Origin of the sequence: Falsiroseomonas sp., assembly GCF_051859025.1 — a bacterium.
GTDB lineage: Bacteria > Pseudomonadota > Alphaproteobacteria > Acetobacterales > Acetobacteraceae > Falsiroseomonas.
In genome coordinates, this window is the sequence record NZ_JBHYGL010000001.1 from 187,774 (window position 1) to 207,825 (window position 20,052).

Annotated in this window: 37 protein-coding genes and 1 tRNA gene; 33 read left to right on the top strand and 5 right to left on the bottom strand. The window is 70.7% G+C overall.

Annotated features, from left to right (window positions below):
* Positions 1 to 69: 69 nt before the first annotated feature.
* The gene (gene rpoH / locus ACTIE5_RS00920) at positions 70 to 951 is read right to left on the bottom strand and encodes an RNA polymerase sigma factor RpoH (RefSeq protein WP_175533788.1); all 882 of its coding nucleotides are present in this window, start codon (positions 949 to 951) and stop codon (positions 70 to 72) included.
* 352 nt (positions 952 to 1,303) lie between these two features.
* Positions 1,304 to 2,326 carry an RluA family pseudouridine synthase gene (locus tag ACTIE5_RS00925; RefSeq protein ID WP_439547808.1) on the bottom strand — a complete coding sequence of 341 codons (1,023 nt, stop codon included), beginning with the start codon at positions 2,324 to 2,326 and terminating at the stop codon, positions 1,304 to 1,306.
* Between ACTIE5_RS00925 and ACTIE5_RS00930 the strand changes: the two genes are divergently transcribed.
* From ACTIE5_RS00930 to ACTIE5_RS00940, 3 genes are all read left to right on the top strand, one after another.
* The gene (locus tag ACTIE5_RS00930; RefSeq protein ID WP_439547809.1) at positions 2,313 to 2,588 is read left to right on the top strand and encodes a DUF6476 family protein; all 276 of its coding nucleotides are present in this window, start codon (positions 2,313 to 2,315) and stop codon (positions 2,586 to 2,588) included. The genes ACTIE5_RS00925 and ACTIE5_RS00930 overlap by 14 nt on opposite strands.
* 6 nt (positions 2,589 to 2,594) lie before the next feature.
* The gene (locus tag ACTIE5_RS00935) at positions 2,595 to 2,774 is read left to right on the top strand and encodes a DUF2256 domain-containing protein (protein ID WP_439547810.1); all 180 of its coding nucleotides are present in this window, start codon (positions 2,595 to 2,597) and stop codon (positions 2,772 to 2,774) included.
* Between the two features lie 65 nt (positions 2,775 to 2,839).
* A tRNA-Glu gene (locus ACTIE5_RS00940) sits at positions 2,840 to 2,915 on the top strand.
* A gap of 455 nt (positions 2,916 to 3,370) precedes the next feature.
* Here ACTIE5_RS00940 and ACTIE5_RS00945 read toward each other — a convergent pair.
* The gene (locus ACTIE5_RS00945) at positions 3,371 to 4,102 is read right to left on the bottom strand and encodes a LexA family transcriptional regulator (protein WP_439547811.1); all 732 of its coding nucleotides are present in this window, start codon (positions 4,100 to 4,102) and stop codon (positions 3,371 to 3,373) included.
* Between the two features lie 72 nt (positions 4,103 to 4,174).
* Here ACTIE5_RS00945 and ACTIE5_RS00950 point away from each other — a divergent pair, with 72 nt between their 5' ends.
* From ACTIE5_RS00950 to ACTIE5_RS01055, 22 genes are all read left to right on the top strand, one after another.
* Complete coding sequence (locus ACTIE5_RS00950) at positions 4,175 to 4,423, top strand: helix-turn-helix domain-containing protein (protein WP_439547812.1); 249 nt, start codon at positions 4,175 to 4,177, stop codon at positions 4,421 to 4,423.
* Positions 4,423 to 6,687 carry a Mu transposase C-terminal domain-containing protein gene (locus ACTIE5_RS00955; protein ID WP_439547813.1) on the top strand — a complete coding sequence of 755 codons (2,265 nt, stop codon included), beginning with the start codon at positions 4,423 to 4,425 and terminating at the stop codon, positions 6,685 to 6,687. The genes ACTIE5_RS00950 and ACTIE5_RS00955 overlap by 1 nt, the downstream gene beginning before the upstream one ends.
* Positions 6,688 to 6,697: 10 nt before the next feature.
* Positions 6,698 to 7,516: an AAA family ATPase gene (locus ACTIE5_RS00960; RefSeq protein ID WP_439547814.1), complete on the top strand. Its 819-nt coding sequence runs from the start codon at positions 6,698 to 6,700 to the stop codon at positions 7,514 to 7,516.
* A complete protein-coding gene (locus ACTIE5_RS00965; protein ID WP_439547815.1) occupies positions 7,516 to 7,737 on the top strand; it encodes a hypothetical protein in 222 nt (73 codons plus the stop codon). The genes ACTIE5_RS00960 and ACTIE5_RS00965 overlap by 1 nt, the downstream gene beginning before the upstream one ends.
* Positions 7,734 to 7,994 carry an acyl carrier protein gene (locus ACTIE5_RS00970; RefSeq protein WP_439547816.1) on the top strand — a complete coding sequence of 87 codons (261 nt, stop codon included), beginning with the start codon at positions 7,734 to 7,736 and terminating at the stop codon, positions 7,992 to 7,994. The genes ACTIE5_RS00965 and ACTIE5_RS00970 overlap by 4 nt, the downstream gene beginning before the upstream one ends.
* Positions 7,991 to 8,620 (top strand): helix-turn-helix domain-containing protein, encoded by a 630-nt coding sequence (locus ACTIE5_RS00975; protein WP_439547817.1) that lies wholly within the window; start codon positions 7,991 to 7,993, stop codon positions 8,618 to 8,620. Before ACTIE5_RS00970 ends, ACTIE5_RS00975 begins: the two co-directional genes overlap by 4 nt.
* Positions 8,617 to 9,012 carry a helix-turn-helix domain-containing protein gene (locus tag ACTIE5_RS00980; protein ID WP_439547818.1) on the top strand — a complete coding sequence of 132 codons (396 nt, stop codon included), beginning with the start codon at positions 8,617 to 8,619 and terminating at the stop codon, positions 9,010 to 9,012. The genes ACTIE5_RS00975 and ACTIE5_RS00980 overlap by 4 nt, the downstream gene beginning before the upstream one ends.
* On the top strand, positions 9,009 to 9,179 hold the full coding sequence (locus ACTIE5_RS00985; RefSeq protein WP_439547819.1) for a hypothetical protein: 171 nt from the start codon (positions 9,009 to 9,011) through the stop codon (positions 9,177 to 9,179). Before ACTIE5_RS00980 ends, ACTIE5_RS00985 begins: the two co-directional genes overlap by 4 nt.
* Positions 9,180 to 9,220: 41 nt before the next feature.
* Positions 9,221 to 9,562, top strand: a complete 342-nt coding sequence (locus ACTIE5_RS00990; protein WP_439547820.1) for a GapR family DNA-binding domain-containing protein — start codon at positions 9,221 to 9,223, stop codon at positions 9,560 to 9,562.
* Positions 9,563 to 9,786: 224 nt separating this feature from the next.
* Entirely contained in the window at positions 9,787 to 10,029 is a 243-nt protein-coding gene (locus ACTIE5_RS00995; protein WP_439547821.1) for a hypothetical protein, read from the top strand.
* The gene (locus ACTIE5_RS01000; protein WP_439547822.1) at positions 10,026 to 10,577 is read left to right on the top strand and encodes a host-nuclease inhibitor Gam family protein; all 552 of its coding nucleotides are present in this window, start codon (positions 10,026 to 10,028) and stop codon (positions 10,575 to 10,577) included. The genes ACTIE5_RS00995 and ACTIE5_RS01000 overlap by 4 nt, the downstream gene beginning before the upstream one ends.
* Entirely contained in the window at positions 10,574 to 11,071 is a 498-nt protein-coding gene (locus ACTIE5_RS01005; RefSeq protein ID WP_439547823.1) for a hypothetical protein, read from the top strand. Before ACTIE5_RS01000 ends, ACTIE5_RS01005 begins: the two co-directional genes overlap by 4 nt.
* Positions 11,068 to 11,316, top strand: a complete 249-nt coding sequence (locus ACTIE5_RS01010) for a hypothetical protein (RefSeq protein ID WP_439547824.1) — start codon at positions 11,068 to 11,070, stop codon at positions 11,314 to 11,316. The genes ACTIE5_RS01005 and ACTIE5_RS01010 overlap by 4 nt, the downstream gene beginning before the upstream one ends.
* A complete protein-coding gene (locus tag ACTIE5_RS01015; RefSeq protein WP_439547825.1) occupies positions 11,316 to 11,786 on the top strand; it encodes a hypothetical protein in 471 nt (156 codons plus the stop codon). The genes ACTIE5_RS01010 and ACTIE5_RS01015 overlap by 1 nt, the downstream gene beginning before the upstream one ends.
* 23 nt (positions 11,787 to 11,809) lie before the next feature.
* Complete coding sequence (locus ACTIE5_RS01020; RefSeq protein WP_439547826.1) at positions 11,810 to 12,493, top strand: DUF7168 domain-containing protein; 684 nt, start codon at positions 11,810 to 11,812, stop codon at positions 12,491 to 12,493.
* Complete coding sequence (locus ACTIE5_RS01025; protein WP_439547827.1) at positions 12,490 to 13,080, top strand: DnaA N-terminal domain-containing protein; 591 nt, start codon at positions 12,490 to 12,492, stop codon at positions 13,078 to 13,080. Before ACTIE5_RS01020 ends, ACTIE5_RS01025 begins: the two co-directional genes overlap by 4 nt.
* Positions 13,077 to 13,772, top strand: coding sequence for a regulatory protein GemA (locus ACTIE5_RS01030; RefSeq protein WP_439547828.1), 696 nt, complete (start codon positions 13,077 to 13,079; stop codon positions 13,770 to 13,772). Before ACTIE5_RS01025 ends, ACTIE5_RS01030 begins: the two co-directional genes overlap by 4 nt.
* Positions 13,762 to 14,142: a hypothetical protein gene (locus tag ACTIE5_RS01035; RefSeq protein WP_439547829.1), complete on the top strand. Its 381-nt coding sequence runs from the start codon at positions 13,762 to 13,764 to the stop codon at positions 14,140 to 14,142. Before ACTIE5_RS01030 ends, ACTIE5_RS01035 begins: the two co-directional genes overlap by 11 nt.
* A 3-nt stretch (positions 14,143 to 14,145) precedes the next feature.
* Positions 14,146 to 14,562: a hypothetical protein gene (locus tag ACTIE5_RS01040; RefSeq protein ID WP_439547830.1), complete on the top strand. Its 417-nt coding sequence runs from the start codon at positions 14,146 to 14,148 to the stop codon at positions 14,560 to 14,562.
* Positions 14,562 to 14,876, top strand: coding sequence for a hypothetical protein (locus tag ACTIE5_RS01045; protein ID WP_439547831.1), 315 nt, complete (start codon positions 14,562 to 14,564; stop codon positions 14,874 to 14,876). Before ACTIE5_RS01040 ends, ACTIE5_RS01045 begins: the two co-directional genes overlap by 1 nt.
* The gene (locus ACTIE5_RS01050; protein ID WP_439547832.1) at positions 14,873 to 15,127 is read left to right on the top strand and encodes a hypothetical protein; all 255 of its coding nucleotides are present in this window, start codon (positions 14,873 to 14,875) and stop codon (positions 15,125 to 15,127) included. Before ACTIE5_RS01045 ends, ACTIE5_RS01050 begins: the two co-directional genes overlap by 4 nt.
* Positions 15,124 to 15,261, top strand: coding sequence for a hypothetical protein (locus ACTIE5_RS01055; RefSeq protein WP_439547833.1), 138 nt, complete (start codon positions 15,124 to 15,126; stop codon positions 15,259 to 15,261). Before ACTIE5_RS01050 ends, ACTIE5_RS01055 begins: the two co-directional genes overlap by 4 nt.
* A 4-nt stretch (positions 15,262 to 15,265) precedes the next feature.
* Here the strand turns inward: ACTIE5_RS01055 and ACTIE5_RS01060 are convergent, their stop codons facing one another.
* Complete coding sequence (locus ACTIE5_RS01060) at positions 15,266 to 15,862, bottom strand: hypothetical protein (protein ID WP_439547834.1); 597 nt, start codon at positions 15,860 to 15,862, stop codon at positions 15,266 to 15,268.
* A gap of 12 nt (positions 15,863 to 15,874) precedes the next feature.
* Positions 15,875 to 16,255 carry a hypothetical protein gene (locus ACTIE5_RS01065; protein ID WP_439547835.1) on the bottom strand — a complete coding sequence of 127 codons (381 nt, stop codon included), beginning with the start codon at positions 16,253 to 16,255 and terminating at the stop codon, positions 15,875 to 15,877.
* 363 nt (positions 16,256 to 16,618) lie between these two features.
* On the opposite strand from ACTIE5_RS01065, the gene ACTIE5_RS01070 reads away from it, so the two are divergent.
* The 8 genes from ACTIE5_RS01070 (at position 16,619) to ACTIE5_RS01105 (ending at position 20,051) form a co-directional block, all read left to right on the top strand.
* On the top strand, positions 16,619 to 16,873 hold the full coding sequence (locus ACTIE5_RS01070) for a hypothetical protein (RefSeq protein ID WP_439547836.1): 255 nt from the start codon (positions 16,619 to 16,621) through the stop codon (positions 16,871 to 16,873).
* 98 nt (positions 16,874 to 16,971) lie between these two features.
* Positions 16,972 to 17,484 carry a hypothetical protein gene (locus tag ACTIE5_RS01075; protein ID WP_439547837.1) on the top strand — a complete coding sequence of 171 codons (513 nt, stop codon included), beginning with the start codon at positions 16,972 to 16,974 and terminating at the stop codon, positions 17,482 to 17,484.
* Positions 17,485 to 17,499: 15 nt separating this feature from the next.
* Positions 17,500 to 17,883, top strand: coding sequence for a hypothetical protein (locus tag ACTIE5_RS01080; protein WP_439547838.1), 384 nt, complete (start codon positions 17,500 to 17,502; stop codon positions 17,881 to 17,883).
* Positions 17,884 to 17,887: 4 nt separating this feature from the next.
* Positions 17,888 to 18,256 carry a DUF2730 family protein gene (locus ACTIE5_RS01085; protein WP_439547839.1) on the top strand — a complete coding sequence of 123 codons (369 nt, stop codon included), beginning with the start codon at positions 17,888 to 17,890 and terminating at the stop codon, positions 18,254 to 18,256.
* Positions 18,256 to 18,549, top strand: a complete 294-nt coding sequence (locus tag ACTIE5_RS01090; protein ID WP_439547840.1) for a VpaChn25_0724 family phage protein — start codon at positions 18,256 to 18,258, stop codon at positions 18,547 to 18,549. The genes ACTIE5_RS01085 and ACTIE5_RS01090 overlap by 1 nt, the downstream gene beginning before the upstream one ends.
* A gap of 1 nt (position 18,550) precedes the next feature.
* A complete protein-coding gene (locus tag ACTIE5_RS01095) occupies positions 18,551 to 19,105 on the top strand; it encodes a phage protein Gp27 family protein (RefSeq protein WP_439547841.1) in 555 nt (184 codons plus the stop codon).
* The gene (locus ACTIE5_RS01100; protein WP_439547842.1) at positions 19,102 to 19,311 is read left to right on the top strand and encodes a hypothetical protein; all 210 of its coding nucleotides are present in this window, start codon (positions 19,102 to 19,104) and stop codon (positions 19,309 to 19,311) included. The genes ACTIE5_RS01095 and ACTIE5_RS01100 overlap by 4 nt, the downstream gene beginning before the upstream one ends.
* Entirely contained in the window at positions 19,308 to 20,051 is a 744-nt protein-coding gene (locus tag ACTIE5_RS01105) for a DNA methyltransferase (protein ID WP_439547843.1), read from the top strand. Before ACTIE5_RS01100 ends, ACTIE5_RS01105 begins: the two co-directional genes overlap by 4 nt.
* Position 20,052: the final 1 nt, after the last annotated feature.

Below are 20,052 nucleotides of genomic sequence, written 5' to 3' on the forward strand. Positions count from 1 at the left end.
ATTGTCGAGAGGGATGCGATTCGGCGCGATCCGGCGGCGGGATGAACCCGCCAGCCGGTCGCCGCTGCATCAGCTGACCGCGAGCCGTTGCTCGACGATCTGCGTCTTCATGCTCTTCTGCAGCTTCTCGAAGGCGCGGACCTCGATCTGGCGGACGCGTTCGCGGCTGATGTTGTACTGCTGCGAAAGCTCCTCCAGCGTCGTCGGCTCGTCCTTGAGGCGCCGCTCGATCAGGATGTGGCGTTCCCGGTCATTCAGCGTCTTCAGCGCCTCCCCCAGCAGCTGGCGGCGGTTGGACATGTCCTGCCGGTCCGCGAGCTCCGTCTCCTGGCTCTCGCTGTCATCGACCAGCCAATCCTGCCATTCGCCGTCCGAATCCGCGCGGACCGGGGCGTTCAGGCTGTTGTCGGGCGAGGCGAGGCGGCGGTTCATGGAGACCACGTCCTGCTCCGGCACCTGGAGCACGCGAGCGATCTTCTCCACCTGCTCCGGCTTCAGGTCGCCATCCTCCAGCGCCGCCATCTGGCCCTTCAGCCGGCGGAGATTGAAGAAGAGCTTCTTTTGCGCGGCCGTCGTCCCCATCTTCACCAGGGACCAGCTATGGAGGATGTATTCCTGGATGGCGGCACGGATCCACCACATGGCGTAGGTCGCCAGGCGGAAGCCGCGATCCGGGTCGAAGCGCTTGACGGCCTGCATCATGCCGACATTGCCTTCCGAGATCAGCTCACCGACCGGCAGGCCGTAGCCGCGGTAGCCCATGGCGATCTTGGCGACGAGGCGGAGATGCGACGTGACGAGGCGATGGGCGGCGGGTTCGTCACCCTCGTCCTTCCAGCGCTTGGAGAGGGCGTACTCCTCGTCCGGCGTCAGCATCGGAAACTTGCGGATCTCCTGCAGGTAGCGGGAGAGGTTGCCCTCGGGGGCGATCGGGATCGACAGGGAAGCCATGGGGAGAACTGCCTCCTATGTCACCGGCACCCCCCGTGACGGCGGGGTCCGCTGTGACTGTGCTGTTCCGCCAACGCCGGACGGGCCCTCCCTTTCCGCAGACCCCCCGGTCACGACGGGGAGAGGCGCGGTGGGGTGCTCCTGCCACCCAATCCACCCCGTGCGCATGGTTCGACACGGCGAGGCCTGGGTTCCGGGGCAGGGCACGAAGCGGCACCCACCCGATGCTGGCAGGGGATTTGTAGCCCCACGCCGCGTGGCCGGCAAGAAAAACCGACCTGCAAGGTAGGTTTACGAACGGTAACGTGCCAGTAACATGCTGCAGAAGACGTTAACCCGTTGATCCAGAACGCTAACCTCCGCCTAGCGCGGTCAGAAGTGCCTGCATGTCGGGGGGAATCGGGGCCGAAAATGTAAGGGAATCGCCGGTCACGGGGTGCTTGAAACCGAGAGTCGCGGCGTGCAGCGCCTGCCGCGGGAAGGCCAGCAGCAGGTCCCGCGTCGCCGCCGGAAGGGTCTTCGCGCTGGCCGGCGTGCGTTTCAGATAGACCGGGTCTCCCACGATGGGGTGGCCGATATGGGCCAGGTGGACACGAATCTGGTGCGTCCGCCCCGTGGCGAGCCGGCAGCGGACCAGGGCGCAGGCCGTGCCGAAGCCGCGTTCCGTCCGGTAACGCGTCAGCGCGTGCTTGCCCTGCCGTTCCACCACCGCCATCCGCTTGCGGTCGATCGGGTGGCGGCCGATCGGGGCATCGACCTCCCCCTGGATGGGGGAGGGGAGGCCCCAGCACAGCGCCAGGTATTCGCGGTCCAGGTCCCTGGTCGCGAAGGCCTCCGACAGCGCGGTGTGCGCGCGTTCGGACTTCGCCACGACCATGACGCCGGAGGTGTCCTTGTCCAGCCGGTGGACGATGCCGGGGCGCTTCTCTCCGCCGATGCCTGTCAGATCCTCCGCCGCATGGGCCAGCACGGCGTTCACCAGCGTGCCGTCCAGGTTGCCGGGCGCGGGGTGCACCACCAGGCCCGCGGGCTTGTCGATCACCAGCAGGTGCCGATCCTCGAACAGGATGGTCAGCGGGATGGATTGGGGCTGCGGCGTCGCGGGTTCCGGCGGCGGCAGGCGGAGCGTGTAGGTCGCGCCGGCGCGGATCGCCTCCGCCGGGTCGCGCATGATGGCGCCATCCCGCGTCACCTGGCCGGCTTCCATCAACGCCTTGACCCGGGACCGCGAGAGACCGCCTATCGCGACGCCGAGGGCATCCGTGATGAATCGGTCGGCACGGGTGCCGGCAGCCTCGGCGGGGGCGACGACGCGCTGCGTCTCGCCGGTTTCGGGATCGGGCTTCAGGGGGGATTGGGTCGTGGCACTGCTCAAGGCGTTGGTGATCGGGATGGGGGTGCTCATCGTCGCGGGCACCGTGACGCTGGTTGCGCTGATCGTCCAGCGCGCCGGTGGCGATTCCGGCGTGATGCCGCCGCGCGCGCTCGGCCAGCCCGCGGGGACGCGGATCATGTCCATCGCCAGCGCGGAGGGCCGGATCGCGGTCCTGGTCACGCGGCCCGACGGGTCTGAGCGCGTGCTGCTGGTGGATGGCCGCAGCGGTCGCGTGGTCGGCGAATTGCGCGCGGCGGAGTAGGCGCCGATGGCCCATCGCAAGCCCAACCTGCCGGAGAAGACCTGCGCCGCCTGCGGCCGCCCCTTCGCCTGGCGGAAGAAATGGGCGCGGGATTGGGACCAGGTGCGCTTCTGCTCCGACGCCTGCCGGACGGGGCGCTACGACGCGGCGAAACAGCGCGCCGGAAAAAGCGGCGGGGCGGCTTGATCGCCCCCGGTCGGGACGCTAGAGAGCGTGCACCGCGGCGCCACGGCGCCTGACGGTTTGTCTGGGTCCCCTTCGTCTAGAGGCCTAGGACACCGCCCTCTCACGGCGGTAACAGGGGTTCGAATCCCCTAGGGGACGCCATATTTTTCAATAGGTTGGCACTGAGGCAAGCGCCTTTTTCCAACAGGTAATCGATACCGGTTGGAGAGACGCGTTTGTGACCCGACAGATGGTCTTTCCGTCCTGAAGGAACCGGGAAATGCCGGGATGAGGCGGGAGATAGAGGGAAACCGGCCTAAAGCTTCAAAAAATTGGTTTTCGGCTTCGCCGGCGCTGCCTGGAGGGCGCCAGATGGTTCTTCCTCGCTAGGGGCGTCTAGGCTGCGGGGTGTGGCGCTAAGCCATTGAATGCCCGTCCTGCGAGGCCAGCAGGGTGGGAAGAAAAGGGCCGTGCGGTGAAGGCGGTTCCCACCAAGCATGAAAGGCGCCTGAAACCGCCAAAAAAACGGGTTTTCACCAGCCCAGGGCGGGCTCACGCACCGCACCGAGGTGGGAACTGGACAATCGTCCTAATTCGAAAAGTCGTTCCGGCTTCGGCTACTGCTGCACGGTGCGCGGGCGGCTGTCGAACGCGGCCCAGAACCGACCGAGGATGGCCAGGCGCTCGGCATCCGGCGCCGACAGGCGCATGGGCGGGAAGTCCGCCGCGTTGACGCTGCTGATCTCGATATCGTCGTCGATCCAGGCCAGTCGCTTCAGGCACAGCTCGCCATCGAGGCGGATGCCGTAAATGGCGCGACCGTGCGGCGGCAGCACCGTGCGCGTCAGGTCGAGGATGGCGATATCGCCATCACGGATCTCCGGCTCCATCGATCGACCGCGGACATGGAAGCCGGCCAGCGCCGAGATCTGTTGGTGTGCGGCCCGCACGGTGGCGAGTGGCAGGTCGAAGTGCCCGACCGGTTCGCCAGCCGGCCATACAGTGCGTCCAGGGCCGGCGCCCAGTTCCACCGGATAGAGCGGCACCCGCACCAAGTCGGCTGAAGGCAGCGCCGTGGCGAAGGGCGAACTGGCCGTCTGCGCGCCCTCTCCGGTGGCCAGCCATTGGAGCCTGACGCCGAGCGCGGTGGCCAGACGCACGAGCTTGTCCCCGCCCGGCTGCATGCCCTGCAGATAGCCGCGTAGCAGCCCCTCTCCGATCCCTGCCGCCTTGGCGACCGAGTTCACGGACCGCGCCCCGATAGCCAGCCGAAGCCGGTCACGCAGCCCCTCATCGACCACGGCGCGTGGTCGCCCGCGCCCACGCGCGGCCGTTGCACTTTCGCTCATGCGGCGCTTGACGCCTCCTATTTTTACTGCGAAGTTCGCAGTGAAAATATTCACCGCGAAAGATCGTAGCGCATGGCTTCTCCTCGCCACAACCGGGCAAGGCAAAGGGACTGGGAAGCGATCGATTTCGTGATCGCGTTCCGGGACCGGGGTCTGACCTGGAAGCAGGTGTCCGAGGAGGCCGGATACAAAGGCACCGCGCTGCGCAACGCCGTGGACAAGCCCTGGCCGAAGGCTGAAAAGGCGATCGCCCATGCGCTCGGCCTGCAGCCGGAAACCATCTGGCCGTCGCGCTATGCGCGCCGGCAGGCGGCCGCTTGATGGACGGCGGTACCGCCATGGCGCTGCAGCACGCAGCGACGAGCGCGCCCGAGGCCGAGGTGCCGGAATGGGCGCAGCGCGCGGCGGAGCTGCTCGGCCGTCCCGGCTGGACGGCCGCCGAGATCGCCAGCTTCGCGGTGCCGGGCCTGCCGACGACGAAGCGCGGCGTGCGGGACCTGATGCAGGCCGAGCGCGTCATCTTCGAAGTGCAGGACGGCCCAGGCGGCGAAGTCCATGTCTTCAACAAGTACTCGATGCGATCCGCGATCCGCACGGCGATCGCCCGGCGCCTGGCCAGCTTCCTCCGCCACTGCCTGCCGGCCGCGCCCGCCGGTGCCGGGCTGCCGGAACTGGCGACCGTCACCCGTTCCCAGCAGGCCCTTCTGTCCCTGCCGCCGAAGCTGGCGCTGCGGGCCGATGCCCGCGCCGCGGTGTTGGCGGCCTTCGAAACCTGGTCCGGCGGCGCCGGCAAGGTGGGCGCCCGCGGCGCGGACCTGTTCTGCCAGGCCTACAGCGCCGGCGCGGTGAGCGTGCCCGACTGGGTGCGGACCATCGTGCCGAGCTGCTGCGGCAAGAGCCTGCTGTCCTGGCGGAAGATCCGCGCGGAGCGCGGCGTGGCCGGCCTGGCCGGGGACTACAAGCCCCGGCAGGCGACGCTCGATGTCTCCGACGCCCTGGCCGGCACGGCCGAGGGCTTTCTGCTGGAACACCCCAGCGCCAACGCCACGCAGCTGCTGCAGACGCTGGAAGCCGAGCATCCCGGCGTGGTGCTGCCGACGGTGCGGTCCATCCAACGCTGGCTTGACGCCTGGCGGAAGGAAAACCGCCAGCTGCACGCGAACCTCGTCAGCCCGGATGCGCATCGCAGCCGCTTCCGGCCGGCCTTCGGGAATGCCTCCGCCGGCATCGTGCGGGTCAACCAGCTCTGGGAAATGGACAGCACGCCGGGCGACGTGATGCTGCTGGATGGTCGCCACACCGTCGTCGGCGTGGTGGACGTGTTCAGCCGCCGCAAGCGCCTGCTGGTGTGGCCGACATCGTCCAGCGAAGGCATCGCGCTGCTGATCCGCCGCGCCCTGCTGGAATGGGGCGTGCCGGAGGTGCTGCGCACCGACAACGGCGCGGACTACACCTCCGCCCACATCGTCCGGCTCTGCGCGGACCTCGGCATCGAGCGCGATGTCACCAACCCCTTCAGCCCGGAAGAGAAGCCGCACATCGAGCGCGCGCTGGGCGTGTTCAGCCACGGCCTGGTGGAGCTGCTGCCCGGCTACACCGGCCACAACGTGGCGGAGGCGCAGGCCATCCGCAGCCGCCGCAGCTTCGCCCAGCAGCTGATGAAGCAGGGCGGCGCGGCCCAGGTGAAGCTCACCGCCGCCGAATTCCAGGACTTCTGCGATCGGTGGTGCCGGGACCTCTACGAGAACCGCCGCCACGGCGGCATCGGCACCACGCCGCGCTTGCGCGCCGCCGCCTGCCAGGCGCCGCAGCGCCGGATCGAGGATGAGCGGGCGCTGGATGTGCTGCTGGCTCCACTGGCCGGTGGCAACGGCCAGCGGGTCGTGGGCAAGAAGGGCATCCGGGTGGATGGCGGGCACTTCATCGCCCCCGAACTCGGCCTGCGCGTCGGCGAAGCGGTGCAGTGCCGCGCCGATCCCGCGGACCTCGGCCGCATCTACGTCTTCGACGAGGACGGCGCCTTCATCTGCGTGGCGGAGGACCCGGACCGCACCGGCATCGACCGGGAGGCGGTGGCGCAGGCGGCCAAGGCCATCGCGAAGCGCGGCATCAGCGAAGGCCGCGCGAAGATGCGCGAAGCAGCGCGCGGCAAGCTGAAGGGCAAGGCGCTGACGGACGCCATCCTGGCCACCGCGGCCATGAAGGCGGAGGCCGCGACCGTCGTCGCCTTCCCGCGCCCCGTCACGCCGCATTCCACCCCGGCCATCGAGCAGCATGGCCGCGCCGCCCGCGCGGATGAGGCGCCGCGAGCGCCGGAACGCACCGCGGCCGATGCACTGCGCGCGGATTGGCTGGCGCAGAAGGCCGCCCGCGCGGCCGAAGCCGCCGCCGCCACCAGCGCCGATGCGCAGAAGGCCGCGCGCCTGGCCCGCGCCCGCGCGATCCGCGCGGCGGCGGCCGAAGGCACCCCCATCAGCGACGAGGATCGGCGCTGGTTCGACGCCTACCGCACCGGCGCCGAGTGGCGCTGGGCCTGCACCGTCGAAGGCACCGATCCCGCCGCTGTCCGCTTTAACCAGGCCTGAAAGGCACATCATGGCGACTGCACGCGTCCTTCAGCACCCCGCCGTTCCGGCGGCAGCCCATTTCGGGATCTCCGGTTCCCACGCCCTGCTGCGCAACGTCGCGCTGTTCGGTGAGGCGATGGACGCGGCGATGCACCGGCACGCCCATCTACCCGGCCTGGTCGTGTTCTACGGCCCGTCCGGCTACGGGAAGACCCACGCCGCCACCTTCGCCGCCAACGCCCACCGCGCCTTCTACGTCGAGGCGCGCAGCACCTGGACGAAGCGGGCGCTGTGCCTCGGCATCCTGCGGGAGATCGGCGTCGAGCCCGCGCAGCGGGTTTACGAGATGGTCACGCAGATCGCGGACCAGCTGGCGATCCTGCAGCGGCCGCTGATCCTGGACGAAGCCGATCACATCCTGCAGGCAGGCGCGATCGAGGTCGTGCGCGACATCCACGAAGCCTCCGGCGCCGTCGTCGCGCTGATCGGTGAGGAACGGCTGCCGGCGAAGCTCCGCCAGGTGGAGCGGGTGCATAACCGCGTGGTGCAGTGGGTGGGCGCGGTGCCGGCGGACAGCCAGGACGCGCAGCTGCTGGCGCGGCTCTACTGCCCCGGCATCACGGTGGCCGAAGACCTGATGGACCAGGTCGTGCGGGCCAGCGACGGCGGCGCGCGGCGCATCTGCATCAACCTGCAGGACATCGCCGAGGAAGCGAAGAAGCGCCCGGCGGAGATCCTGGACAGCGCCTGGTGGGGCGGCCGCCCGCTGATGACGGGGCGCGTCGAGCCCCGCACCACCTTCCTGCCCGGCGCCACGCCGTCCTCCCGCAAGATGGGTGGCCGCTGATGACCCCGGATCAGCTCAGCACCCACCGCATGCACATCCGCGCCTCCCTGTGCGTCTGCATGCAGCAGCTGGTGGGACGCCGGCACCTGCCCGCGCAGGCGTGGCACCTGGTGGCGAACCTGGCGCGCGACCTGGGCGCCGAGGCGCTGGAGACGCTGGCCCATCGCCGCTTCATGCGCCGCGTGATGCTGGCGCTTCGCACCGAAGGGCAGCGCGCATGAACAGCCCGCTGACCACCTTCGACATCCTGCGCCAGCTGGTGGCCGAGGAAACCGGCATCACGGTGACGAAGATCCGCCGCGATGATGCGCTGGAGGACCTCGGCTGCGATGCGCTGGACTGCATCAACCTGCAGCTGGAGATCGAGAAGACCTTCGGCATCGACTTCGGCCTGGATGTCTTCGAAGACCGCGCCACCGTGGGCGCGATCGCGCTGCACATCGAGCAGACGCTGCGCGGCGACGAGGCCTGCGCATGACGGCACAGGCCACCCGATCCGTGCATGCGCCTGGTCGCGGCCGCCGGCCCGTGGATGCCGTCGCCGCCGCCCGGCACGCCCATGGCCGCCCGGCCGTGTGGGACGCGCTGCGCCGCCTGAAGGGCGGCACGGTGACGGAACTGAGCAAGGCCAGCGGCGCGCCGACGCGCACCGTCCGCGGCTTCCTGCAGACGCTGGAATTCGCCGGCCTCGTCGCCCGTGGCGGCTCGCCGGGCCCGCTGGATGGCGCGCGCTACCAGACCACCCGCGAATTGCCGGTGCTGATGCCGGAGCTTCGGCCCGACGGCACGGAAGCGCCGGAGACGGGCCGGGCCCGGATGTGGCGGACGATGAAGATGCTCAGCACCTTCACGGCCCAGGACCTGGCTATCGCCGCGACGCTGCCGGGCGCGAAGATCGCGCTGGCCGAGGCGCGGAAGTACTGCGTGACGCTGTCCCGTGCCGGCTACCTGGCCACCGTCAAGCCGGGCACGCCGCATGGCGGCCTGGCGACCTACCGCCTGGTGAAGAATACCGGGCCGCAGGCGCCGCAGATCCAGCGCCGCGCCACCCTGTTCGACCCGAACCAGGGCCAGGTGGTCTGGGCTGAATGGGAGCGCGCATGAGCGCCGCCGGCAGCCCCATCGGCAAGAACCTGGCCGCCGCGATCGAGGGCTGGCCCGGCCAGGTGCCGGACTGGGTGGAGACGCTGGCCCGCCGCTGCGACGCGGACAGCCAGAGCGCGATCGCCCGGGCGCTTGGTCTGTCGCCCAGCGCGGTGAACAGCGTGGTGCGGGGCCGCTACGGCGCCAGCACCGACCGCATCGAGCAGCTGGTCCGCGGCCACCTGATGGCGGCCGTGGTCGCCTGCCCGGTGCTGGGCGACCTGCAGACGGACCTCTGCGCCGAATGGCAGGCCCGCGCCACGCGCCAGCCCGCCAGCGCCTTCCACCGCCGCATGGCGGCCGGCTGCCGCGCCTGCCCGCACAGCCGCGCTGCGCGGGAGCGCGCCGCATGATTGCGCCGCAGATCCACCACATCGCCGGCCTGCTCGCGATCGCGACGCCGGAAACGCTCGCCAGCCCCGCCTTCATCGCCGCCCTCCGCGCCCGCGTGAACGCGGCCGCCGCGGCGGTGGAGCGCCTGGAAGCCATCACCACCAACGAACAGGGCCAGCCCGCATGACGCGTACCCCGACCCCGCGCAGCCGCAGCAACGTCAAGGCGATGCTGGAAGGCTGGGTCAGCCGGATCGACCAGCTGGACGAGGAGATCAAGGGCCTGAACGCCGACAAGGCGGATGTCTTCAAGGAAGCCAAGAAGGCGGGCGTCGATCCGAACGGCCTGCGCGCCGCGGTGCGGTTCCTCCGCGATCCGGAAGCGGTCATGGAGCGGAACGAGGCCACGCTGAAGATCCTGGTCGAGATGGGGCACGACCCCGGCAAGCTCGGCCTGCCCATCCGGCCGGGCGCGGCCGCCATGGCCGCAATCGAGGGCAAGGCGGAGGGGGTTGACGATGCCGGGCCTCGCGCGCACGCGCATGTGCGCGCGCACGAGGCCGGCGAATGAGCGGCCCGCCCGTGGACCCCGCCGCGCAGGCCCTCCGCTTCGCGCTGTGCGACGCGATGATCGCCGCCTGCAACGCGGAGAAGGTGGAGCTGGCGCGGTCAATCCGGCCAGGCGTCCGCCGCGAAACGCGGCGAACTGAAACTGCTGGCCGACAAGGTGGTGCTGACCCCGGTGCAGAAGGACCGTGCGGTCTTCCTGCTCAACCAGCTGCTGGCCATCCCCTGATGCGCGACCTCTGCCCCCTCTGCGCCGACACTGGCGCCGTGCTGATGGCGGATGGCGGCATCGACGCCTGCGGCCGCTGCACGCGGGTGGCGGAGGCCGAGCACCGCTTCGCCCGCCTGACCCGCGCGCCCGCGCCCACGGCGGCGCCGGGCGCCCAGCGCCGGGACCGGCGCCTTCCCTTTCCCCGGCCACTCCCCCGGCGCGCCGGCGCCATTTCCCAGCCCGAGCAGGTGACCGCATGAGCAGGACGAAGAAGGCCAAGGCCGTGGCGAACACGGTGCCGGTGCCGCAGGACGCGATGGAGGCCGACGCCTTCGTCCAGCGCATCGGCGACGCGCAGCGCCGCGCCTTGGTCCTGAAGGCAGCGCTGGATGAAACGATCGCCGCTGCGAAGAAGCGGGCGGAGGCCGAGGCCGCCACCATCGCCCAGCAGATCCAGGACGCCACCCGCGGCCTTCAGATCTGGGCCGACGCGAACCGCACGCGCCTGACGAGGGAAGGCGCCACGAAGACGGTGCGCATGCCGTCCGGCGAGATCGCCTGGCGCATGCGGCCCGCCAGCATCTCCATCAAGGAAGCGGAGAAGGTGCTGGAGGCGCTGCTGGCCGACAAGAAGCTCGGCCGCTTCGTCCGCACGAAGCACGAGATCGACAAGGAAGCCCTGCTGAAGGAACCGGTCGCCGCCGCCGCGATCGACGGCATCACGGTGAAGAGCGGGATCGAGGACTTCGTCGTCACCCCGGCCGGCATGCAGATGGCCGCCGAGACGGACGCGAAGGTGGCGGCATGAGCTGGTCCCCGCTTCCCCCGCCCAGCCCCAAGGCTGTGGCGAAGGCGCGTGTGGCGATCACGGCCACGAGCAGCGCCGGCATCGGCCGGCGCCCGCCGAAGTTCACCCTGTGCTTCCGGCCGGCGCTGCTGGACGGCATCACCTGGTTGACCGTGGGCAGCAGTGTCCAGGTCGAGATCGGCGGCGGCGAGCATCAGGGCATGCTCCGGATCATGCCGAACGGCCTGCACCCGCTGTCCAAGGTGCCGCACCGGGCCGCATCCGGCATGGTCGCGCTGCGCCTGCCCCTGCCGCCGGGCATCGCGCCAGGAAAGCGCCCGGCTGTGGCGGTCGAGTTCGATTACCAGGACCGGTGGATCCAGGTGACGCTGCCGAACTGGTCGGAGCCGCCGGCCCCGGCCGCCGCCCCGGCGCCCACCGAGCCGCCCAAGCCCCGCAGCGTGGTCCTGGCCGAACAGGCGGCGGAGATCGCCCGCCGGAAGGCCGCCCGATGATCGCGGGCGCCGACATCCAGGCAGCGCCGACGCTGGTGGCGGACGCGCCGGTGCTGGTCCACGCGCCGCAGTTCGGCATCCGGTTCGGCACCATCCTGACCATGTTCCACGCACCGGAAGGGCATCTCTACGGTGTCGTGGTCGCGGGCGCCGTGGTGATCGTGCATCACCGCTGGGTCTGCGGCACCGCCGGCCTGCCGGACCGCGCGCTGTGCCACTATCCCGCGGTGGGGGGCAGCGCCTGATGCGCCCGGACCCTATCGAGCTGCGCTGCTTGATCGGCGCCACCGGCCTGGCCCAGCGTGCCAACCGGGTGATCGACGCCCGCGTCATGCAGGCGCTGGGCTGGACCGTGCGGCGGGGCGCTGAGGCGCGGCACCCCAACGCCTATCGCTGCCGCGGGCCGCTGGCGCGCACCTGGCAGCCGGTGCCCGAACTGTCCCGCGATCCCTTCGCCGCCTTCGCGCTGCTGTCGGATGCCTGGGAGTGTCGCGTTGGCCGCGACCCGCGCCATGCGCCCGTCCTGGGCTGGGCGATGTGTTCGAACTGCGAGCCCGCCGCGCTGGACGCCAACGGCGTGGTCCCCAACCCCCGGCGCCTGGTCTTCGAGACCCGCGCCTACACCCCCGGCCTCGCCGCCCTGCACGTCACGCTGCGCGCCCTTCTGGCGCTGCACGAGGCCGCCGGCGACGCCGCCATGCGGAGTGCTGCGTGATGGTCGGAGACGATCTGGACGCCGTGAAGGCGCGCATCCGCGCGCTGTTGGCCAAGACGCCGGCGCGCGGCTGCACCGAGGCCGAGGCGCTGCTGGCGGCGGAGAAGGCTTTGGAGCTGATGCGCCAGCATGGGCTGACCGAGGACCTGGTCGCCGTCACCAAGGCGCGCTTGCCGCTGCTGAAGAAGTGGACCGAGATCGACGCCATCTGGCCATCCGTGGCCTATGCGGCGCGCTGCCGGCTCTACACCGAGACGGGCTATCAGGGCCGGACGCTGGTCTACCTCGGCTGCGACCCTTGGCCGGAGATCGCGGAGTATCTGCACGGCGTCATCGCCGGCGCGGCCGCCCGCGCGTCACGCGAATTCGCGAAGTCGCCGGAGATGAAGCGGCGCCGCACGGCGCGCACCAAAACCCAGGCGCGCAAGGCCTTCATGGCCGGCTTCGCGGTGGCGATGTCCAAGAAGCTGCTGGCGTTGATCGACCTGCAAGATCCCACACGCAAGCGCGACCTGGACCGGGCGGATAAGGCACTCGACGCCGAGGGCCCGATGAAGACAGCCAAGGCGCGCAAGGTGGGCTTGAATGCCCGCAACTTCGCCGAAGCATACTACGCCGGGGCGCGGTCTGGCCGGGAGACCAATGTCAGCCTCGGCATGCGTGGCAGCGCCGCACCGCTGGCGCTGCCCGGAGGCGGCCGCGAATGACCCGCCAGGCCAGCCTGTTCCGTGGAAGCGGCCTTCCACCGCATTTGAAGCCGCATTTCGACGCCTTCTGGAAGGCCTATCCGCCGCGCATGCCGAACCCGAAGGCACTGGCAGAGGCCGCCTTCGCGGAGGCCGTCAAGGCCGGCCGGAAGGCGGAGGACCTGGTCGCCACAGCCGCGAACTATGCGGCGGAATGCAAGCAGATCGGCACCAACCCGGCCTACATCCCGCACGCCGCGACCTTTCTCCGCCAGGGCCGGTTCCTGGACTACCTGCCGGCCGCCGTCGCGGCGGTGCAGGCAGGCGCCGGCACCGGGCAGGCGCATGAGGCGCATGATCTGTGGCCGGCGCTGAAGGACCGCATGTCGGTCGCCGACTTCCGCGCCTGGATCGCGAAGTGCGCGCCCCGCCGGCGGCATGACGGCGAGATGCTGGAGCTGATCGCCCCCAGCCGGTTCATGGCCAACCACATCCGCGCGCACTTCATGGCCGTGCTGCGCCTGCTGGCGCCGCAGGTCCGCGTGGTGGTCGAGGGCGAGGAACCGGACCCGGCCGATCTGCACCCCGACGAGGAAGACGAAGCATGAGCGCGCCGCCCCGGCTGATCGCCGCCGTCCATGCCTGCCGCAAGCAGGTCGAGGGCCTGGAGGACGAGAGCACCTGGCGCGCCTTCCTGGGCAATGTCGCGGGCCGGGAAAGCCTGCGGGAGATGGATGGCCGCAAGCTCGGCCTGGTGCTGGATGCGCTGCACAAGCGCGGCGCGCCGAAGCGCCAGGGCAAGGCCGCGAAGACGGCCACGCCATTGGATGATCGCCCGCAGATGAAGATGGCGCGCGGCCTGTGGATCGAGTTGCACGAGGCCGGCGCGGTGCGGGACCCCAGCGAACAGGCCCTGGCCACCTTCGCGAAGCGCGTCACCGGCAAGCATCAGCTGGCGTGGTGCACGCCGCGCGATCTGAACAAGCTGATCGAGGCGCTGAAGGACTGGCGCGACCGCGTGGATGGCAGCGACCCCGTCGTGGCAGTCGCCAATGGCCTGACCATCCACCCGACCGAGACGCGGGACCAGGCCATGGTGCTGGCGCTGTGGAGCGCGCTGGCCGATGCCGGCGCGCTGCGCCACGGCCGCATGTCCCGCCTGGACACCTGGCTGACGAAGACCTTCCGCGTGGCCAACACAGCGGCGCTGGATGCCACGCAGGCGGCGAAGGCGGTGCGGGACCTCGGCGCGCTGCTGCGCCGCCACGCCCGGAAGGCGGAGGCCGGCGATGCAGCGTAACCAGGCAGCGCTGGACCGCCTGGTGGCGGAGCTGCGGCGCGCGGCGGAAGACCGCCAGCCCTGCCCGAGCAATCAGGACCTGGCCGATGCGCTGGACCTGCACGAGGGCACTGTCGCCGACATGCTGCGCGCCGCGCGGATCGCCGGCCTGGTGGCGATGCTGCCGGTGGGCCAGAACCGCCGCCTGGCCGCTGCCTGCGACGGCAGCTGGCAGACCCTGCCCACGCGCATCGGCGCCGGCCGCGCCCAGGCGGCCGACAAGGTGGGCCAGCGGAAGTGCCTGCGCTGCAAGCGCGCCTTCAAGCCCGAAAGCCGGTATCGCTTCTGCTGCGACCTCTGCGCCGCGATCAACGCGCGGGAAGCCGCCTGACCCATGGAACGGGTGTGGCTGCCCAACCTGCTGCGCGACATGGCGGAGGTGCACGGGCTTCCCGTGGCCTTGGCCTTCGCGCGCCGGTTCGGCGGCCGCTACCTCTACCTGCCGGCCAGCGCCACGGCGGAGCATCCTGTCGCCCGGGCCTTCGGGATCGAGATGCTCGAATGGCTGCTGACCCGTGACTACCACCAGCCGGGCACGCGCATCACGGTCCCGCAGGGGCCTGACGCGGACCGCGCGCAGCAGCTGCGCGCGCTTCGCAGCCTGGCCGCGCGGCCTCTGACGGTGGACCAGATGGCCGGAGAAACCGGCCTGCATGTCCGCACCGTGCATCGCTGGCTGGCGAAGTTCCGAGAGGAACAGGAAAGCCGCCAGATGAACCTGTTCCCGCCACCCTCATCAGGAGCTTCGTGATGGACGCCATGCCCTTGCTGGACCCTGCCGCCGCGGCGCGCCGCTGGCAGCAACGCCGCCTGGATGCCCTGCTGATGATCGCGAACGAGGCGTCGGAACTCGCCGTCTCGCTCAGCATGCAGCCGGACGGGACCATGGGGGATTACGGGGCGCTGGCGCATGCGGTGCATGAACTGGCGCAGGCCGAGGAGCTGATCGCCCAGTTCTGCGAGATGGCGCCCGTGGTGGCGGTGCCACCCGTGCGGCCGGTGCCGCGGACGCCAGAGATGGCCGTCTGGGTGGCCGGCGTGGCGGGCCTGGGGTTCGGGGCGTGAGCGCCGCGCGTGAAAAGGCAGCGCGCAGCGCGCTGCAGAAGGGGCTGAAGAGCTGCCTGGGCTTGTTGAGCGACCAGGCCGTGGTGTTCATCGCGGGCGCCGAGACGGCCGAGTTGGGCAATTCCCCCTACATCCACGCCGACTTCAAGCTTCCCGACGGCACGCGGCTGGATGTGTCGCTGCACCTGCGCATCGAGCCCGGGCGTGACTTCATGCCGGTGCGCCTTCGCCTGGAAGGGCCGAAGGGATGAGCTTCGCGCAGACCGTCGTGATGCTGCTGGGCGGCGCTGCGATCGGCGCGGCGGTGACCGTGGCGGCGGTGGGGATCTACATCCGCCTGGTTGAGCACCGCGCGGAACGGCAGGCGCTCGACGATGGGCAATGATGGGTCAGCGCAGAGGCGGATCGCCGGGGCAGCTTGCGTTGATGCCTTGGGCCGCGGCGCGGCGGCGGGCTTCTTCGTAGGCGGCTGCGAAGCCTGGCAGCGATACCTCGTACTGCATGCAGGCCTCGCACCGCGGCCAGTCCGCGGCCTGCACGCGCATGACGGCGCCAATTTTCATCTGCCGGATAGCTTCGCAACTCCGACCCATCCGCCGCTGGTCAAGGTCAAGCGGGCGCCAGGTGTCCACCCTCACGATGGGCTGTACCTGCGGATCGGGCCAGTCGTGGGTTACGTGGAGGTGGGGGCCGAAGCTCGCGCCGTTTCGGGCGCGGCCGAAGCTGACGCGCGCGAAGCGGCCGCCGCCGGCCCAGCGCTGGGCGAAGCATTCGGCGGCAGTAGTCACGGCGTTCTCAGTGCAGCGAACGAACCAAGCGGCATCCGTTGCCGGCACAGCCGGTGCCGTTGGCGGAGTAATGACCGGCGCGGCGCCAGCGTTGCGGCTCACCCAGTCCGGCGTCTGGTCAACGCGGGTGTCCTGCGGCGTTGGTGCGCAGGCCGCGACCAGCAGGCACACAAAGGCGGGGATCAGGGGCCAGGCCATATCACTGTCCTTCTACCGCAGGCGGAATTCTCGGTAGCTACCGGCTGGCAATGTGCGTTGCCACCCGCCGCCACGAATTTCCTGAACCAGCTGAACGCTGTCACCATCCCTGGTGATGCAGGTCGGGCGCTGCTCGATCGTGATGTCCGTGATCTGCACGGGGCCGCACCACAGCGTCGCGCCATCCTCGTCGCGCGTCCGGTCAGCCACAAGCACGGCCCCGGCTACGAATTCGAGGCGGTTCCCGACGGGGCCTTCCAGGCGGACCGTCCGGGTGAACTGCATAGCCGGCAGGCCATCTGGACCGGGCATTGCGGGCGTCGTCGGCCGGAATGCGGGGGAAACGCCACACCCGGCGAGGATCAGCGGGGCAACAAGCAGAAGGCGTCGCATGGTCAGGCTCCGATCGGTGCGGTGGCCGAACGCTGCAACGGCGCCTCTTCGGCGTCCAGCCATTTCGACGGCGGGCAGAGTCCATGCCTTGCCTTCACCATCCCGTGCGCGCATGTTCCGCGACGGACGCATGTGGCGTGGAAACCGCGTGCGGCTGTGCTGACCAGAGGCGTCCGCCCCTCGCACGGGGAACCCCTATGTCCCGGGTGGCGCGCAGGCATGTTCAGGGAACGGCTACGGCCGAACCTAAAGCTGCGCGCGGCTGTCCTCTGGCGGCTTTCCAACACCCGGGGCGCCCCGTGCGCCCTGAGCCAGAGGAGCGTAGTCCGATGATCGGACACCAGTCGCGAGGGGGGCACCGACATGCTTGACCCCGCCCATCTTGCCCAACCCATCCGCGGCGCGGACCTCGATCGCGCGCAGCGCCTGGCGGCCGCGCTGGGTGGCGTGACGGACCTGATCACCGCCGCCGGGGACCTCGCCTCGGTCCGCGCGGAGAACCTCTCCACCCTCCTGGCCGTGCTGGTGGAGCCCCTGCAGGCGGAGCTGGAGGCGCTGGCGAACCGGGCCGATGGCGGGCCGCTGAAGCCGGTCTCAACGCAGTCTCAACCGGCTTGAGACTGGACTGAAAGAAGGGGGGCTTCGGCCCCCCTTCGCCTGTCCCGCTGACAGCTGTCAGCCTGCCGGGTGGGGGCGCCGCACGGCACGGTGCCAGCATGCCGAGCCCCACCCCGCCCCGCAAGCCCATCCTGGAAGCCGAAGCCCGCCAGCCCCGCGGCATCCGCAACCACAACCCCGGCAACGTGCTGCGCACGAAGTCCGTCACCTGGCGCGGCCAGGCGGAAGACCAGTCCGGCGATGCCGAATTCGTGGTCTTCACCGCCCCCGAATGGGGCCTGCGCGCCATCGCCCGCATCCTGCTGAGCTACCGCAACCGGGATGTCCGCACGCCGCAGGCCATCGCGAACCGCTGGGCGCCGCCCAGCCACAGGAAGCCGGATGGCACCGTGGTGGCGAACCACACGGATGCCTATGCGCGGGCGCTGGCCAAGGCGCTGGGCGTCACCATCACCACCCCCGTGGATGTGCAGGACCCCGCCGTCATGGGCGCGCTGATCGCCGCCATCGTCCGGCAGGAGAACGGGCAGCAGCCCTATCCGCCGGACCTGATCGAGAAAGCCATGGACCTCGCCGGGCTCGATGTGCCCGGCCAGCTGGCAAAAGCCTGAACCGGAGAGACGCCGATGAACTCGATCGCCCATTTCCTGATGCCCTTCGCGGAGATCGCGATCAACGTCGCGGGCACTCTGCTGTTCGGCCTCGGCGCCGTCGCCGCGAAGAAGGGGGCGGATTGGCTGAACCTGTCGGCCGAGGACAAGGTGCGGGGCTACTTCCTGGAAGCGCTCGACCGCGCCATCGCCTATGCCGAGGACGCGGCCAGCCAGCGTCTGCAGCTGGCGGCGATGACCGCCCCAACGGACAACGGGCCCGTCTACGAAGCAGCGGAGAGCATCGTGGGCGATGCGGCCGCCTACATGCGCGGCCGGGTGCCCGATGCGCTGGCCAAGCTGAAGATCGGCCCCACCGGCCTGGACGACATCATCCGCGCGCGCCGGGCGCAGAAGTAGCGCCATGGAGCTGCTCCAGTACCAGGGCCTGCTGGTCTTCGGGCTCGGCCTGATTGTCGCGCTCGGCGGCTGGATGCTGCGCAGCCACATCCTGCAGATCGTGGCGGAAAAGACGGCCGGCACTGCCTCCGCCAGCGCGGTGAAGGCGCTGGATGAGCGGATCGATGCGCATGACGGCCGGTTGGCGAGCATCGAGACGGCCATGCGCCACCTGCCCACGGCGGAGCAGATGAACGCCCTGACGCTGATGTTCGCGGATCTCCGCGGCGATGTCCGCGCCGTCGGCGCCCGGCTGGAAGGGATGGAGAAGCTGATGACCGCCACCGGCCGGCGCGTGGAGTTGATCGACGAGCACCTGAAGCGAGGCGCCTGATGTCCTACCCCCAGCTGGTGACCGAGGATCGGCGCCTGTCCATCCTGCTGCTGCTGGAAGCCTCCCCGGGTGGTTCGGGGAATGAAGCGCTGCTGCATTCCGCCCTGGGCGATTTCGGCCACAATCCTTCCGGCGACCAGGTGCGCGTGGACCTGGCCTGGCTGGCGGAGCAGGGGCTGGCCACCACCCGGGACACGCACGGCCTGGTGGTGGCCACCATCACCGCGCGCGGGCAGGACGTGGCGCTGGGCCGCGCCGTGGTGCCCGGCGTGAAGAAGCCGAGGCCGCGGTGACATGGCCCGCCGGTCCAGCATCCAGGCACTCGACCCCCGCGTGAAGGCGGCGGTGGACGCCGCCATCACCGAAGGCCGCGCGACGCTCGACGACATCGTCGCCCTGATCCGCGGCATGGGCGGCGACGCCAGCAAATCAGCCGTGCACCGCTACCGCCAGAACTTCGAGGACAGCCTGACCCGGTACCGGGAGGCGCAGGAAGTCGCGGGGAAATGGACCGCCCAGTTCCGCGCGGATCCGGACAGCGATGTGGGCCGCCTGCTGGCGGAAATGGTGAAGACGCTCGCCTTCCAGACCATGGCCGCGGCCGGCGACAACGAAGCGGCGGTGGAGCCTCTGGAACTGGCCCGGCTGGCGCGGATGGTGAAGGCCATCACGGACACGGACCGGGTCAAGGCGGATCTGGAAGCCAAGGCCCGCGCCGACGCCACGGCCAAGGCTGCGGCCGCCGCGGTGGATGCCGTCGATCGCGTCGGCAAGGCCATGCGCCTGGACCCGGAGGCGCTGAAGCGCATCCGGGAGGAAGTCTACGGCATCACGGGAGCAGCAGCATGATCGTCATCGACACCTTCAGCCTGTTCGCGCCGTCCATCTTCGACGTCAGCTGCGCGAACGCCGCGCCTCGGCCACGCGAAGGCCGCCGCTTCAACCCCCGTGCAAACCCGCTTGTGCCCGGCGCCAACGGCCGGAGGGAACGCGAGCGGCGCCTGCGCCAGATGGCGCGCATCCAGGCCAGGCGGGCCATGGGAGGCGCCGCATGACGCCCGAATGCGTCCGGATCGGCGGCGCCACGCTCTGGCTGGGCGACAGCCGGGAGATCGCGCCCACGCTGCCACGCCCCGCGGCCGTGGTGGCGGACCCGCCCTATGGCCAGCGCCTGAAGGTCAACGTCATACGATCCGGCGAGCCGTCGAAGAACTACCCCGCGATCATGGGCGACGACGCGCCCTTCGACCCCGCGCCCTGGCTGCACCTGGCCGACATCATCCTGCTGTGGGGCGCGCATCGCTTCGCGGACCGCATGCCGCCCGGGTCCTGGCTGGTGTGGGACAAGAGGCCGGATGGCGGGCGGCTATGCCAGGGCGATGGCGAAGCCGCGCTGCTGCTGGACAAGCCCTTCCCGCGCCGCCAGCGCGGCGGCCGCCCGCGCCGGCCCGTGCAGCGCCCGATGCGGATCTACCGCCTTCAATGGGGCGGCTGGCATGTGGGGCCGGAGGGGCGGGAGGATGTAGGGCCCGGCAAGCCCCGGGTGCATCCAACCCAGAAGCCCACGGCCCTGATGCGGTGGTGCATCCGCGAAGCGCGGGTGGCCGCCGGCGGGATCATCATGGACCCGTGGATGGGCAGCGGCACCACCCTCGTGGCCGCCCAGCAGTTGGGCCACGACTGCATCGGGATCGAGGCCGAGCGCCGGTACTTCGACATCGCCTGCGAGCGCCTGGCGCGCCTGCAGGCCCAGCCCACGCCCGGCCCTTGGGGCGGGCCACACCCGGAGGGATGAC